The organism is Luteimonas sp. Soil_C_16 (assembly GCF_057657295.1).
The window spans coordinates 45,961-58,733 of sequence record NZ_JBDGIS010000006.1; the positions used below are offsets into that span (position 1 = coordinate 45,961).

Sequence of the window (12,773 nt, forward strand, 5' to 3'; positions counted from 1 at the left end):
CCGTATGTTCGCAGGCCTCGACGGGCTTCGCTTCAGTCATTGGCAAGCCGAGCCGCGCGAAGACGGTGTGCTCGTGCTGTCCTTCGACCGCGCCAACGAATCGGTCAACACATTCGCGCAGGACGTGCTGATCGAACTCGACGCCCTGCTCGAACGCCTTGCGCTCGATCCGCCCAAGGCGCTGGTCATCCGCTCGGCCAAGGCCAAGGGCTTCATCGCCGGCGCCGACATCCGCGAGTTCCAGGCCTTCGACGCCAAGGGCACGATCGGCGATTCGATCCGCCGCGGCCAGATGACGTTCCAGCGCCTGGCCGAGCTGCCCTGCCCCACGGTCGCGGCGATCCACGGTTTCTGCATGGGCGGCGGCACGGAGATTTCGCTGGCCTGCGACTACCGCGTCGCCAGCGACGATCCGTCGACGAAGATCGGTCTGCCCGAGGTCAAGCTCGGCATCTATCCGGGCTGGGGCGGCAGCGTGCGCCTGCCGCGACTGGTCGGTGCGCCGGCTGCGTTCGACATGATGCTGACCGGTCGCGCGCTGTCGGCGAAGGCCGCGCGCGGCATCGGCCTGGTCGACAAGGTGGTCGAGCCGGCACTGCTGGTCGATGCGGCGATCGCACTCGCGCGCAAGGGCACGACGCGCCCGTTCAAGCAGCGCTTCCTGGGCTGGGCGACGAACATCTGGCCGGTGCGCCAGGCGCTGGCGCCGGTGCTGGTCAAGCAGGTCGCGCGCAAGGCGAAGAAGCAGCACTACCCCGCGCCCTACGCGATGATCGAAACCTGGCGCCGCGCGTCGGGCGACACGCGCAGTCTGCTGGCGGCGGAACGCAAGTCGGTGGTCAAGCTCGCCGGCACACCGACCGCACGCAACCTCACCCGCGTGTTCTTCCTGATGGAGCGCCTCAAGGGCCTCGGCGGCAAGGCCGCGAGCGGTCAGGCACCGATCCGCCGCGTGCACGTGGTCGGCGCCGGCGTCATGGGCGGCGACATCGCGGCGTGGTCGGCCTGCAAGGGCTTCGACGTCACCCTGCAGGACCGCGAACAGCAGTTCATCGACAAGGCGCAGGCCCGCGCCGCGACGCTGTTCGAGAAGAAGGTCAAGGATCCGGCCAAGCGCCCCGAAGTCGCCGCGCGCCTGCGCTCCGATCTCGCCGGCACCGGCATCGCCGATGCCGATCTGGTGATCGAGGCGATCGTCGAGAACGCCGAGGCCAAGCGCAGCCTCTATGCCGATGTCGAGCCGCGCTTGCCGGTCGATGCGCTGCTGACGACGAACACCTCGTCGATTCCGCTCGACGAACTGCGCACCGGCGTGCAGCGTCCGGGCCAGTTCGCCGGCCTGCACTACTTCAATCCGGTCGCGTCGATGCCGCTGGTCGAGATCGTCCACCACGACGGTGTCGACGAGGTCACCGCGCAGCGTCTGGCCGCGTTCTGCAAGGCCATCGACAAGCTGCCCGTCCCGGTTGCCGGCACACCGGGCTTCCTGGTCAACCGCCTGCTCTTCCCGTACATGCTCGAAGCCGCGAGCGCCTACGCCGAAGGCATTCCGGGCAAGGCGATCGACAAGGCTGCAGTCGACTTCGGCATGCCGATGGGCCCGATCGAGCTGATCGACACCGTGGGTCTGGATGTCGCCTCCGGCGTCGGCCAGGAACTCGCGCCGTTCCTCGGCCTGCGGATTCCCGCCTCGCTCGCCACGCCACCCGAACCGGGCCAGCGCGGCAAGAAGGATGGCCAGGGTCTCTACACCTGGGTCGAAGGCAAGGCGCAGAAGCCCGAACTGCCGAAGGACTACAAGGCGCCGGAGGATCTGCAGGACCGCCTGATCCTGCCGCTGCTCAACGAGGCCGTCGCCGCGCTGCACGACGGCGTGGTCGCCGATGCGGATCTGCTCGATGCGGGCGTGATCTTCGGCACCGGCTTCGCGCCGTTCCGCGGTGGCCCGATCCAGTACATCCGCGAGACCGGCGCCGACGTCATCGTCGAACGCCTGCGCACCCTGCAGGCGCGCCACGGCGACCGCTTCGCACCGCGTCCGGGATGGGACAATCCGGCGCTGCAGCCGGTGCCGCGTACGGCGTGAATCAGGTCACGACGGCCGCGTTCGATGACGCGGCCATGGGGCATCTGATCCGACACTTTCCTGTGGATGCGCGCTTGGGCGCGATGGGTATTTTCCGAAGTCCCGCACGCGCGCAAGCGCGCGCCCACCGATGCATCCCATCCTGGAATCCGTCCGACGGTCAGTCCGAATGCCGCGTCGCCAGCGCCGCGGCGCGCGATTCCAGCGCGGCGATCAGCGCGTCGCGCTCTGAAGCCGTCAGATCGAGCATCTCGAACGCGTCGCCGAAGAACAGGCCGTCGAACGCGAGCGTGACCAGCAGCGCTTCGACGAAATCCGGGCCCAGTTCGCGCAGGCGCGCGGCATGCGTGGCGGCGTACTGCCGCGGCGAATCCATCAACTCGGGCGTATTGACCGCCGCGGCGATGAAAGACTGGGTTGCCTTCGGGCCATGCAGCCGCTTGGCCTCCAGTCCCTGGCGCTGGGCGTGCACGAACGCCTGCAGGTAGCCGCCCGGATTAGCCGGGAACATCGTCTCGGCCATCTCCAGATCGCGATGGTGCTGGTCCATGTGGTGCTCGACCACGCCCTTGAGCAACAGGTCCTTGCTCGCGAAGTGGTACAGCAGGCCGCCCTTGCTGACGCCGGCCTCCGCGGCCACGGCGTCGAGGGTCAGGTGCGCGGCGCCGACGCGATCGGAAACGGCGAGCGCCGCATCGAGGATGCGGGCGCGGGCGTCGCTGCGGGGCTTGCGGGTGGTCATGGGCGCGCGTCTTGACGAAGGAACCGGGATTCTAGACTATACCGTCCAGTCGGTTTAGTTCGCCTGAAGGAAGTCCGCATGCAAGCCCGTCCGAATCCGCCCAGACTCGCGCTGCCACGGGTGCAACCGGCCGTGCCGGATGCCTATGCGGCCCTGGGCTGGATCGAGGAATTCACCGAACTCGCGCGGCTGGCGATCGACGAAGAGGACGACGAAGTCCTGCGCCGCGGTTACGAAGACGAACTGCTGCGCCGCGCCGTGTATCTGCGCGCAGCGGGTCTGTTCGACGTCATGGACATCCGGCATCCCGCCCTTCGCGCGATGCTCGAGGACGCGCGCTGAGCGCATCCGTCGCGACGAGACGCCCGCGCGACGCGGGCGACGGACTCACATCGTGTGGGTCGACTTCTCGGATTGCAGCGTGCCGGCGAGCAACGTCTCGATCCGGTTCTTGACCGCCTCGCCTTCCGGCGTCTCGGCGAACTGCACGCCGACACCCGCGGTGCGGTTGCCCTGCGCGCCGGCCGGCGTCACCCACACCACCTTGCCGGCAGTCGGCAGGCGATCGCTGGATTCGGGCAGCGTCAGCAGCAGGAACACCTCGTCGCCGAGGAAATAGCGCTTCGGCGTCGGCACGAAGATGCCGCCGTGCTTGAGGTACGACATGTACGCGTTGTACAGCGCGGCCTTGTCCTTGACGGCGAGCGACAGGATGCCCTGACGTGCCCCAGCAGCGGTTGCGCTCATGGATCGGTTTCCAGCGAAGAAGTCAGTTGCGGGCGACGGTACCGCGCCAGGCCAGCAGCAGCTCGGCGATGGCGAGATCGGCGCGCACCGTGGTCCTGAGCAGATCACGGGTGCGGTTGGCGGCGTCGAACCACGCGGCCAGCTTCCCGATTCCCGTGACATCGGTCAAGCCGGATGCACGCGCGAGCGCGAGATCGGCGGCATGCGCGACGCGTTCGGCCGCATCGTCGCCATTGGCCCAGCGCTGCGCGGTGGCGACGACCGGCAGTTCGCCCTTCGCCACCCCGGCGAGATCCTTGGCGACTTCGCGACGCAGCGCCATGCCGCCACCGTCGAGCCATTCGGCGGCGAGACCGGGATGCCCGCGCGCGGCATCGAGCGCTTCGACCGCGTCCGCCTCGCGATGGCCGCGCCCCGCGAGCCAGGCCAGCGCTTCCTCGCGCGGCGGCAGGCGGAACTCGATGCGCTGGCAGCGGCTGCGGATCGTCGCCGGCAGGCGCAGCGGATTGGCGGCCACCAGCCACAGGTGGCGGCCGGGCTGCGGCTCTTCCAGCGTTTTCAGCAGCGCGTTGCAGGCGGACGTGTTGACCGCATCGGCCGGATCGACGATCGCGACCTGCGCGCTGCCGTACTGCGGCGTCAGCGACAGTTTCGCCGACAGCTCGCGGATCTGGTCGATGACGATTTCGGTGCGCAGCCTGGTGCCGTCCTTGGTCGGCACGAACGAGACGCTGTGGAAATCGGGATGCGTGCCGGCCGCGAGCAGTTGCGCGCTGCGCACTTCGCGATCCAGACCGAGCACGTGCGCGGCGAGCGCATCGGCGACCGCGCGCTTGCCCAGACGCGCCGGCCCGCAGAACAGCAGCGCATGGCCGAGCCGGCCGCTGTCGAGCGCAGCGCGCACCTGGTCGTGGATGCGCGCCTGCCAGGGTGCGAATGCGGGCTGCGCGCTCATGCGACGGCCCGCGCCGCCTGCAGCGCCTGTACGGCGTCCGCGGCGACGACATCGGCGCTGCGCGTCGCGTCGATGACGCGGATGCGCTGCGGTTCGGCCTGCGCGCGGGCGAGAAACGCACTGCGCACGCGCTCGAAGAATGCGTCCTGCTCGGCCTCGATACGATCGGGAGACGCATCGCGTCCACGCGCACGTTCGCGACCCTGGGCCACGCCGAGATCGAGCAGCAGCGTGATCGCCGGCGCGATGCCGACGTGCGCCGCTTCGAGCGCGGCAATGCGCGCCGGATCGATGCCGCGGCCGCCGCCCTGGTAGGCAAAACTGGAATCGGTAAAGCGGTCGCTGATCACCCAGGCGCCGCGTTCGAGCGCAGGCAAGATCGTCTCCTGCACATGCTGGGCACGCGCGGCGAACATCAGCAGCAGCTCGGTGTCCGGCCGCGCGGGTTCGTGGCCGGGATCGAGCAGCAGGCCACGGATGAGTTCGGCCAGCGGCGTGCCACCCGGCTCGCGGGTGCACACCACTTCGTCGCCGTCCGCCGCCAGCGCATCGCGCAGGGCGCGCAGCACGGTGGTCTTGCCGGCGCCCTCGCCGCCTTCGATCGTCACGAAACGCGGAAACGTGCGGAGTGCGCTCACGCGCCGTCGTCCGCTGCGCCGGTGGCGGCTTCGACTTCCACCTCGTTCGGCGGCGCGGCTTCACCGCCTGCCGCCGCTTCGGCCGCATTGCCGCTGCTGGCGTCGCCGCTGCCGAATTTGGAGCGGTAACGGCGCACGTATTCGCGAACCGCGACGTTGTGCGCGGCGTAGGTCGGCGAGAACACATGGCGGCCGCTGCCGTCGCCAACTGCGACGAAATACAGTGCATTGCCGTCTTCGGGATGCGTCGCGGCGTGGATCGCTGCGGCACCGGCCATCGCGATCGGCGTCGGCGGCAGGCCGTCACGGGTATAGGTGTTGTACGGCGTGTCGGTCTGCAGATCGCTGCGGCGGATGTTGCCGCCGTAGGCGGTGCCCATGCCGTAGATCACGGTCGGATCGGTCTGCAGGCGCATGCCGATCTTCAACCGGCGGTTGAACACGCCCGAGATCGCCGGACGCTCTTCGGCGATGCCGGTCTCCTTCTCGATGATCGAGGCCAGCACCAGCACCTGCTCGCGGTCACGCAATTCCAGGCCGTCGGCGCGCGATTCCCAGGCACGATCGACCGCGGTTTCCAGCGCGGTGTTCGCGCGGCGCAGCAGGTCCACGTCGCTGTCGCCGGTGGTGTAGAGATACGTCTCTGGCAGGAACCGGCCTTCGGGATGCACGCCGGGCTTGCCGAGCGCGTCCATCAGCGCCGCGTCGTCGATGTCCTGCAGCGTCTGCACCAGCGGCTGTGCGCGGCCGAGCGCGGCGCGCAGCTCGCGGATGTTCCAGCCTTCGACGATCGTGAAGCGGTGATGGATGACCTTGCCGTCGCGCATGCGCACCAGCAGATCGCGCGGCGTGGTCGTCGGGTCGAGCGGATACTCGCCGACCTGGATGCGCGCATCGGCGCCCAGCTCGCGCGCCAGCAGGCGCCATTCGAGTTCGTGCCCCTCCACCGCGCCGGCCTCGCGCAGGCGACCGAGCACGCGCTGGAACGAATCGCCGCGTGCGACCACCAGCGTACCGTCGGTCGACAGGCCGGCCAGCGGCGCGTCCGCGAAGCGGGTGTAGCGCGCGTGCAGGAACCAGGCAGTGAGACCGGCCAGCAGCGCGACGATCACGAGCCCACCCAGCAGGATCTTGCCGATGCGGCGACGGGGACGTGGCGGTGCGGATTCGGTCATGGGCGGCGTGGGCCGTCGATGCGGGAGGGCGTGCAGGATACCGTGGCCGGCGGACGACCATGCAATGCATGGCCGCTGCGCGTGACTTCCCCCGTGTCAGACGGCACATCCCATGCGCGCGGAGCCCGTCATGCAGCAGACCCGGATCACCGGTTACCAGGTGATGTACTCGGCCAACCGTTTCCCGCCGCGCATCTGGCTGCACGGCGACAGCGGTTCGATCGGCCAGCTGGTCTTCCACGCCAACGGCGAAGCGCTGCCCGAGGATGCCATCCAGGGCACTGCGCCGTCCCTGCATTACCACCTCGACGACTTCCACAACGCGCTCGACGTGCTGCGCAACGAGAGCCCGGTGTGGCTGCTGTATTCGGGCAGCGGCGGCGGTTACGAGAACGGGCTGCGCACCGACCCGGAGGGCGTCGGCGAAGGCGAACCGAGGCTGCGTGCGATGGCGCGGATCGACTGAGGCCGGGCGGCGCGATCAGCCGGAGACGCCGAGCGCGCGCAGCGTGCCGCGGGCCTTGGCCCGGGTTTCTTCGAGTTCGCGATCCGGATCGGAGTCGGCGACGATGCCGGCGCCGGTGCGGAAGCGCGCGGTGCCGCCTTCGACTTCCGCGCTGCGGATCAGGATGTTGAGGTCGAGATCGCCATCGCGGTTCAGCCAGCCCATCGCGCCGGTGTAGGCGCCACGGCCCTGCCCTTCGAGCTCGGCGATGATCTGCATGCAGCGCACCTTGGGACAGCCGGTGATCGTGCCGCCCGGGAATACCGCGGCGATCGTGCGGCCCGGCGTCGCATCGGCGCGCAGCCGCCCGCGGACGTTGCTGACGATGTGATGGACGTGCGCGTAGCTCTCCACGCACATCAGCTCGTCGACTTCCACACTGCCCGGCACGCAGACGCGGCCCAGGTCATTGCGCTCGAGATCGACCAGCATCACGTGCTCGGCGCGTTCCTTCGGATGGCCGACGAGCTCCTGCACGCGCGCCGCGTCGTCGTCGCCGTCGAAGCGCGCGCGGGTACCTGCGATCGGGCGCGTTTCGACCAGATCGCCACGCACCGAGACCAGCCGTTCCGGCGACGCACTCGCCACCGCCCAGCCCTCGCCCTGCAACAGGCCGGCGAACGGCGCGGGATTGTGTTCGCGCAGACGTGCGTACAACGCCGCCGGATCGAGCGCGCCGTCGAAACGCGCCTGCCAGCCGCGCGACAGGTTCGCCTGGAACACATCGCCGGCGGCGAGGTAATCGAGCACCCGGCCCACGCCATCGGTGAACCGCGCAGGCGTGTCTTCGTCGAGCATTTCGGGCGGATGCCACGCCGGGGATGCCGCAACCGTCGCGCCCGCCGCCGCGACGAGTTCGGCAAGCAGCGTATCGGCACCGGCTTCGGCGACCGCGATGCACTCCCCCGTCGCGTGATCACGCAGCACTGCCGCCGGACACCGCCAAGCCACCGCGACCGGCAGGCCGCCGACAGCGGGCGGCAAATCCAGCACCGGCTCCACCTGCGCCGCGAGCTCGTATCCCAGATACAGCGCCCAGCCGCCGCGGAACGGCCAGCGCGGTTCGTCGCGCGGCATGCGCAGGTCCGACCAGGCGGCATCGAGCGCCGCGAGAAAATCGCCGTGGACCGCCGCGCCCGTCGCATCGCGGGTGACGCCGTCGACGTCCAGCTGCAGGCGCGTGCCATCCGTCGCCAGCAGCAGATCCCAGCGCGCATGCGCGGTGCCGTGCGCGACCGACTGCAGCAGCAACGGATGACGCGCAGGCGCCGCGCGTTGCAGCGCCAGCAGGTCGGTCTCGGCAGGCAGCGGACAGGTGATCAGCACGGCGACGTTTCCAGTGGGCCGCTGACGCGGCGGCAGCGATCAGGCGTCGAGTTCGGTCCAGCGCAGATAGGCCGCATCCAGCGCCGTCTGCGTGTCCTGCAGTTGCTGCCCGTGAGCGGCGATGGCCTCGGCGTCGCGCTGATAGAACGCGGGTGTGTTCATCTCGTCGGTCATGCGCGCGATGTCACCTTCGAGCTGCTCGATGCGCAGCGGCAGCTGTTCGAGTTCGCGCTGATCCTTGTAGCTGAGCTTGCGCTTGGCGACCGGGGTCGGTGTCGACGGTGCAGCAGTTGCCGCGGCCGTGACGGCAGCCTTCGGCGCGAGCGTCGTGCCCGGCAACGCGGCACCCGGCTGCGGACGCTGGCGCAGCCAGTCCTCGTAACCACCGATGTACTCGCCGACACGGCCCTCGCCTTCCATCACCAGCGTCGAGGTCACCACGTTGTCGAGGAAGTCGCGGTCGTGGCTGACCAGCAGCAGCGTACCGGGATACTCGCCCAGCAGCTCTTCGAGCAGCTCCAGCGTTTCGACGTCGAGATCGTTGGTCGGTTCGTCCATCACCAGCAGGTTCGACGGCTGGGCGAACAGCTTGGCCAGCAGCAGGCGGTTGCGCTCGCCGCCCGACAGACGGGTGATCGGCGCGCGCGCGCGTTCAGGCGTGAACAGGAAATCCTGCAGATAGCCGATCACGTGCTTGCGCGTGCCGTTGATCTCGACGAAATCCTGGCCTTCGGCCACGTTCTCCAGCGCGTTCCAGTCTTCGCGCAGCGTCGCGCGGTACTGGTCGAAGTACGCGATCTGCAGCTGGGTGCCGGTCTTGACCTCGCCCGCCTGCGGCTGCAGTTCGCCGAGCAGAAGTTTCAGCAGCGTCGTCTTGCCGGTGCCGTTGGCGCCGATCAGGCCGATGCGGTCGCCGCGGAAGATCGTCGTCGAGAAGTTCTCGATGAGCGTGCGCTCGCCGAACGAGAACGAGACGTCCTGCATCTCGACGACCTTCTTGCCCGACGCATTCGCCGACGCGGCGGCCATGCGCACGTTGCCCGTCAGGTCACGACGCTGGCTGCGCTCCAGGCGCATCGCCTTGAGCCGCCGAACACGACCTTCGTCCCGGGTACGGCGTGCCTTGATGCCCTGCCGGATCCAGACTTCCTCCTGCGCCAGCATCTTGTCGAAGCGCTGTTGCTCCTGGGCTTCGGCGTGCAGGCGTTCTTCGCGGCGACGCACGTAGTTGTCCCAGTCGCCGGGCCAACTGGTCAGCGCGCCGCGCTCGATCTCGACGATCCGCGTGGCGAGTGCGCGCAGGAAACGCCGGTCGTGGGTCACGAACACCAGCGCGCCGGGCCACTGCTTGAGGAAGCCTTCGAGCCAGTCGATCGCGGCGATGTCGAGATGGTTGGTGGGCTCGTCGAGCAGCAGGATGTCGGGCGCCGACACGACCGCGCGCGCCAGCAGCACGCGTCGCTTCATGCCGCCCGAGAGCTTGGTGAACGCCGCATCGCCGTCGAGCTGCAGCCGTTCGAGCACTTCGGTCACGCGCTGGTCGATGCGCCAGCCATCGAGTGCCTCGACCCGCGCCTGCACATCGGCGAGCGCGTCGTAGTCTTCCGCATGCAGCAGACGGTGGTATTCGGCCAGCGCCGCGCCAGCATCGCCGAGCCCGCCTGCGACGACGTCGTACACACTGCCGTCCGCGCCGGCCGGCACTTCCTGCTCGAGCCGCGTCACGCGCACGCCCTGCTCGCGGCGGATCTCGCCGTCGTCGGGTTTCAGCTCGCCATCGATCAGGCGCATCAGCGTGGACTTGCCGGCGCCGTTGCGGCCGATCAGCGCAATCCGCTCGCCGCGTTCGATCGAAAGCTCGACGCCGTCCAGCAGCAAGGGTCCGCCGACGCTGTAGTCGACGTCATTCAAGGTCATCAAAGGCATCCCGCCATTCTAGCGGGTCGGCGCTGATCGGATGCGGGTCCGGAGCGACGACAGTGGACTTGAGCGGTGTTGCGCTTTAACTCGCGCGGTGTTTCGAGCCCCTCTCCCTTCGGGAGAGGGGTTGGGGTGAGGGCACGCGCATTCGCCGACCGGAAAAAAGGCGGCCCGCTGAGAAAGCCCCAACTATCACGCCACCATTGGCATCCGCCGATGGTCCGCCCCTCTCCCCGAGGGAGAGAGACGGACGCTTCCCGCCTGCGGCGGAACGTCAACGCATCAGGAACTGCACGACAGCATCGAACAGCCCGCCTTCGTCCGCGCCCAGTCCGGCCGCTTGCCGGCGAATGCGGCGCGTCCGGGCTGTTCGTCATACGGCCGACGCATGACATCGAGCAGCTCGACGATGCCGGACGGATCGCCGGCTTCCGCGCGGTCAATCGCCTGCTGCGCGAGATAGTTGCGCATCACGAAGCGCGGATTGGCCGCGTGCATCCGCGCGCGCCTCACGTCGCTGGACTCGCCCGCCTCCCGCAAGCGCGAAGCGTAACCGCCGAGCCAGACGTCGAATTCGCCCTGCACCTGGGCGCGTTTCGCAGCGTCGTAGAACGCATCCGCCACGACGTCCAGCGACGGCGCCTCGGCGTCGAGATCCGCGAGCCCGCGGAAGCACAGCGTCATGTCGACCTCGCCGGCCTGCAGCAAACCGTGCAGCCGCTGCATGCGTTCGACATCGTCGTCGCGGCACTCGGGCAGGCCGAGTTTCGCGGCGATGGTCTCGCGATCCAGCTGCGCGTACGTCGCCGCATACGCATCCAGTCCGGCCTGCAAGGGCGCGACATCGCCGAACAACGGCGCCAGTGCCTGCGCCAGACGTCCGAGATTCCAGTGCGCGACACGCGGCTGCCAGCCGAAGCGGTAGCGGCGCCCCTGCGCGTCGGTGGTGTTGGGCGTCCAGTCCGGATCGTAGTCGTCGACCCAGCCGTAGGGGCCGTAGTCGATCGTCAATCCCAGGATCGACATGTTGTCGGTGTTCATGACGCCGTGCACGAAGCCGACGCGCATCCAGCCGGCGATCATCGCTGCGGTGCGCGTGCAGACCTCGGCGAACCAGTCGGCGTACAGCGCCTCGCCCTCGCCCGTCAGATGCGGGAAATCGCGGGCGATGGTGAAGTCCACGAGCTGCCGCAACAGCGCGGTATCGCCGCGCGCGGACGGCAGTTCGAAGTGACCGAACCGGATGAACGAAGGCGCGACCCGGCAGACGATCGCGCCGGGCTCCGGCGCCGCGTTGCCGTCGTAGAACATATCGCGGACCACGGCGTCGCCGGTGCCGACCAGCGACAGCGCCCGCGTTGTCGGCACGCCCAGATGGTGCATCGCTTCGCTGCACAGGAACTCGCGCACGGACGATCGCAGCACCGCGCGGCCGTCGGCGGTGCGCGAATACGGCGTCGGGCCGGCGCCCTTGAGCTGCAGTTCCCAGCGTCGGCCGTCGGCGGCGACGCCCTCGCCCAGCGTGATCGCGCGGCCGTCTCCGAGCTGCCCCGCCCAGTGGCCGAACTGGTGGCCGCCGTAGTTCGAGGCGTACGGGCGCATGCCGGACGTCAGCGCATTGCCGCCGAACACCGCTGCGAATGCGGGCGATGCAACGGTGTCGGCATCGAAGCCGAGCGCATCCACCATCTCCGCCGAGTACGCCAGCAGGCGCGGCGCTGCGACCGGCGTCGGCAACACGGGCGACCACAGCGCTCTCTCCACCTGTCGACGGCGCCCACCGGCTTCGGCGTCACCCGGCAATGCGTGGACGAAGCGGTTGTCGAACCTCAGCGCATGCGCGAGCGGCACGGACGCCGGGGCGGTCCCGGTCATCGCCCCAGCTCGAACGGGCCGCCCGCTTCCAGCGCCCGCTGATAGGCCGGCCGCGCGTGGATGCGCTCGACGAAGCGGCGGATGTTCGGACCCACGCGATCGGCGGCGCGCACCACAGCCGCTTCCAGCGGAAAACTCATCTGGATATCGGCCGCGGTGAAGCGGTCGCTGGCGAACCACTGGTAGGCGCCGAGTTCGCGCTCGATGTATTGCAGATGCGTCGTCAACTGCGGGCCGACGAAACGCTGCATGGCCTTGTCGGCGATGCCGCGGGCGATCGGCTTGACGAAGAACGGCATCGGCGCAGTGCGCAGACGCCCGAACACCAGCGACAGCAGCAGCGGCGGCATCGCGGAACCTTCGGCGTAGTGCAGCCACTGGCGATAGCGCAGGCGCTCGTCCTCGTCGTCGGGGGCCGGCGACAGCGCATGATCGGTATCGAAACGCTCGACCAGCGCCTCGATGATCGCGCCCGACTCGACCAGGCGACGCCCGTCCATCTCGACCACCGGCGACTTGCCCAGCGGATGCACGTCGCGCAGCGCCTGCGGCGCCAGCATGGTCTTGGGATCGCGGGCGTAGCGTACCACTTCGTAGGGCTGGCCCAATTCTTCTAGCAGCCAGAGCACGCGCTGCGAGCGCGAGTTGTTCAGGTGGTGCACGCGGATCATGGGGGGCGGACTCGGAGCGGAATCGGGTCATGATGGGGGCGGTATCGCCCGGACCGAAGTGCGCTGGTGCACCGTCTTCCGCATCCGTTCCCGCAGGTGAACGCCAGCCATCGGCGTCGTGGAATCCCTTACC

General features: G+C 69.3%; 12 protein-coding genes. 3 read left to right on the forward strand and 9 right to left on the reverse strand.

Going from position 1 to position 12,773, the window contains the following annotated elements:
- Positions 1 to 4: 4 nt before the first annotated feature.
- Positions 5 to 2,086: a 3-hydroxyacyl-CoA dehydrogenase NAD-binding domain-containing protein gene (locus AC3A5T_RS12315; RefSeq protein ID WP_487628821.1), complete on the forward strand. Its 2,082-nt coding sequence runs from the start codon at positions 5 to 7 to the stop codon at positions 2,084 to 2,086.
- 160 nt (positions 2,087 to 2,246) lie between these two features.
- Here AC3A5T_RS12315 and AC3A5T_RS12320 read toward each other — a convergent pair whose 3' ends face one another.
- Entirely contained in the window at positions 2,247 to 2,828 is a 582-nt protein-coding gene (locus AC3A5T_RS12320; protein WP_487628822.1) for a TetR/AcrR family transcriptional regulator, read from the reverse strand.
- Between the two features lie 78 nt (positions 2,829 to 2,906).
- Between AC3A5T_RS12320 and AC3A5T_RS12325 the strand changes: the two genes are divergently transcribed.
- The gene (locus tag AC3A5T_RS12325) at positions 2,907 to 3,170 is read left to right on the forward strand and encodes a hypothetical protein (protein WP_487628823.1); all 264 of its coding nucleotides are present in this window, start codon (positions 2,907 to 2,909) and stop codon (positions 3,168 to 3,170) included.
- Positions 3,171 to 3,215: 45 nt separating this feature from the next.
- On the opposite strand, the gene AC3A5T_RS12330 is transcribed toward AC3A5T_RS12325, so the two are convergent.
- From AC3A5T_RS12330 to mltG, 4 genes are read right to left on the reverse strand one after another with little or no spacing between them, the layout of a single operon-like run.
- Complete coding sequence (locus tag AC3A5T_RS12330; protein ID WP_332077440.1) at positions 3,216 to 3,575, reverse strand: PilZ domain-containing protein; 360 nt, start codon at positions 3,573 to 3,575, stop codon at positions 3,216 to 3,218.
- A 22-nt stretch (positions 3,576 to 3,597) separates the two neighbouring features.
- A complete protein-coding gene (locus AC3A5T_RS12335) occupies positions 3,598 to 4,530 on the reverse strand; it encodes a DNA polymerase III subunit delta' (RefSeq protein ID WP_487628824.1) in 933 nt (310 codons plus the stop codon).
- Positions 4,527 to 5,168: a dTMP kinase gene (gene tmk, locus AC3A5T_RS12340; protein ID WP_487628825.1), complete on the reverse strand. Its 642-nt coding sequence runs from the start codon at positions 5,166 to 5,168 to the stop codon at positions 4,527 to 4,529. The genes AC3A5T_RS12335 and tmk overlap by 4 nt, the downstream gene beginning before the upstream one ends.
- Positions 5,165 to 6,343, reverse strand: a complete 1,179-nt coding sequence (gene mltG / locus AC3A5T_RS12345; RefSeq protein ID WP_487628826.1) for an endolytic transglycosylase MltG — start codon at positions 6,341 to 6,343, stop codon at positions 5,165 to 5,167. Before mltG ends, tmk begins: the two co-directional genes overlap by 4 nt.
- A 130-nt stretch (positions 6,344 to 6,473) precedes the next feature.
- On the opposite strand from mltG, the gene AC3A5T_RS12350 reads away from it, so the two are divergent.
- Positions 6,474 to 6,809, forward strand: coding sequence for a hypothetical protein (locus tag AC3A5T_RS12350; RefSeq protein ID WP_487628827.1), 336 nt, complete (start codon positions 6,474 to 6,476; stop codon positions 6,807 to 6,809).
- A gap of 15 nt (positions 6,810 to 6,824) precedes the next feature.
- On the opposite strand, the gene AC3A5T_RS12355 is transcribed toward AC3A5T_RS12350, so the two are convergent.
- From AC3A5T_RS12355 to AC3A5T_RS12370, 4 genes are all read right to left on the reverse strand, one after another.
- Positions 6,825 to 8,174 carry an aminodeoxychorismate synthase component I gene (locus AC3A5T_RS12355; protein ID WP_487628828.1) on the reverse strand — a complete coding sequence of 450 codons (1,350 nt, stop codon included), beginning with the start codon at positions 8,172 to 8,174 and terminating at the stop codon, positions 6,825 to 6,827.
- Positions 8,175 to 8,213: 39 nt separating this feature from the next.
- Complete coding sequence (locus AC3A5T_RS12360; RefSeq protein ID WP_487628829.1) at positions 8,214 to 10,100, reverse strand: ATP-binding cassette domain-containing protein; 1,887 nt, start codon at positions 10,098 to 10,100, stop codon at positions 8,214 to 8,216.
- A 276-nt stretch (positions 10,101 to 10,376) separates the two neighbouring features.
- Positions 10,377 to 11,969, reverse strand: coding sequence for a protein adenylyltransferase SelO (locus AC3A5T_RS12365; RefSeq protein WP_487628830.1), 1,593 nt, complete (start codon positions 11,967 to 11,969; stop codon positions 10,377 to 10,379).
- Complete coding sequence (locus AC3A5T_RS12370) at positions 11,966 to 12,640, reverse strand: glutathione S-transferase (RefSeq protein ID WP_487628831.1); 675 nt, start codon at positions 12,638 to 12,640, stop codon at positions 11,966 to 11,968. The genes AC3A5T_RS12365 and AC3A5T_RS12370 overlap by 4 nt, the downstream gene beginning before the upstream one ends.
- Positions 12,641 to 12,773: the final 133 nt, after the last annotated feature.

Coding starts and splice junctions, on each gene's coding strand:
- AC3A5T_RS12325 (WP_487628823.1), top strand. CDS start 2,907: ATGCAAGCCCGTCCGAATCCGCCCAGACTCGCGCTGCCACGGGTGCAA.
- AC3A5T_RS12320 (WP_487628822.1), bottom strand. CDS start 2,828: ATGACCACCCGCAAGCCCCGCAGCGACGCCCGCGCCCGCATCCTCGAT.
- AC3A5T_RS12365 (WP_487628830.1), bottom strand. CDS start 11,969: ATGACCGGGACCGCCCCGGCGTCCGTGCCGCTCGCGCATGCGCTGAGG.
- AC3A5T_RS12330 (WP_332077440.1), bottom strand. CDS start 3,575: ATGAGCGCAACCGCTGCTGGGGCACGTCAGGGCATCCTGTCGCTCGCC.
- AC3A5T_RS12315 (WP_487628821.1), top strand. CDS start 5: ATGTTCGCAGGCCTCGACGGGCTTCGCTTCAGTCATTGGCAAGCCGAG.
- AC3A5T_RS12370 (WP_487628831.1), bottom strand. CDS start 12,640: ATGATCCGCGTGCACCACCTGAACAACTCGCGCTCGCAGCGCGTGCTC.
- mltG (WP_487628826.1), bottom strand. CDS start 6,343: ATGACCGAATCCGCACCGCCACGTCCCCGTCGCCGCATCGGCAAGATC.
- AC3A5T_RS12335 (WP_487628824.1), bottom strand. CDS start 4,530: ATGAGCGCGCAGCCCGCATTCGCACCCTGGCAGGCGCGCATCCACGAC.
- AC3A5T_RS12360 (WP_487628829.1), bottom strand. CDS start 10,100: ATGCCTTTGATGACCTTGAATGACGTCGACTACAGCGTCGGCGGACCC.
- AC3A5T_RS12350 (WP_487628827.1), top strand. CDS start 6,474: ATGCAGCAGACCCGGATCACCGGTTACCAGGTGATGTACTCGGCCAAC.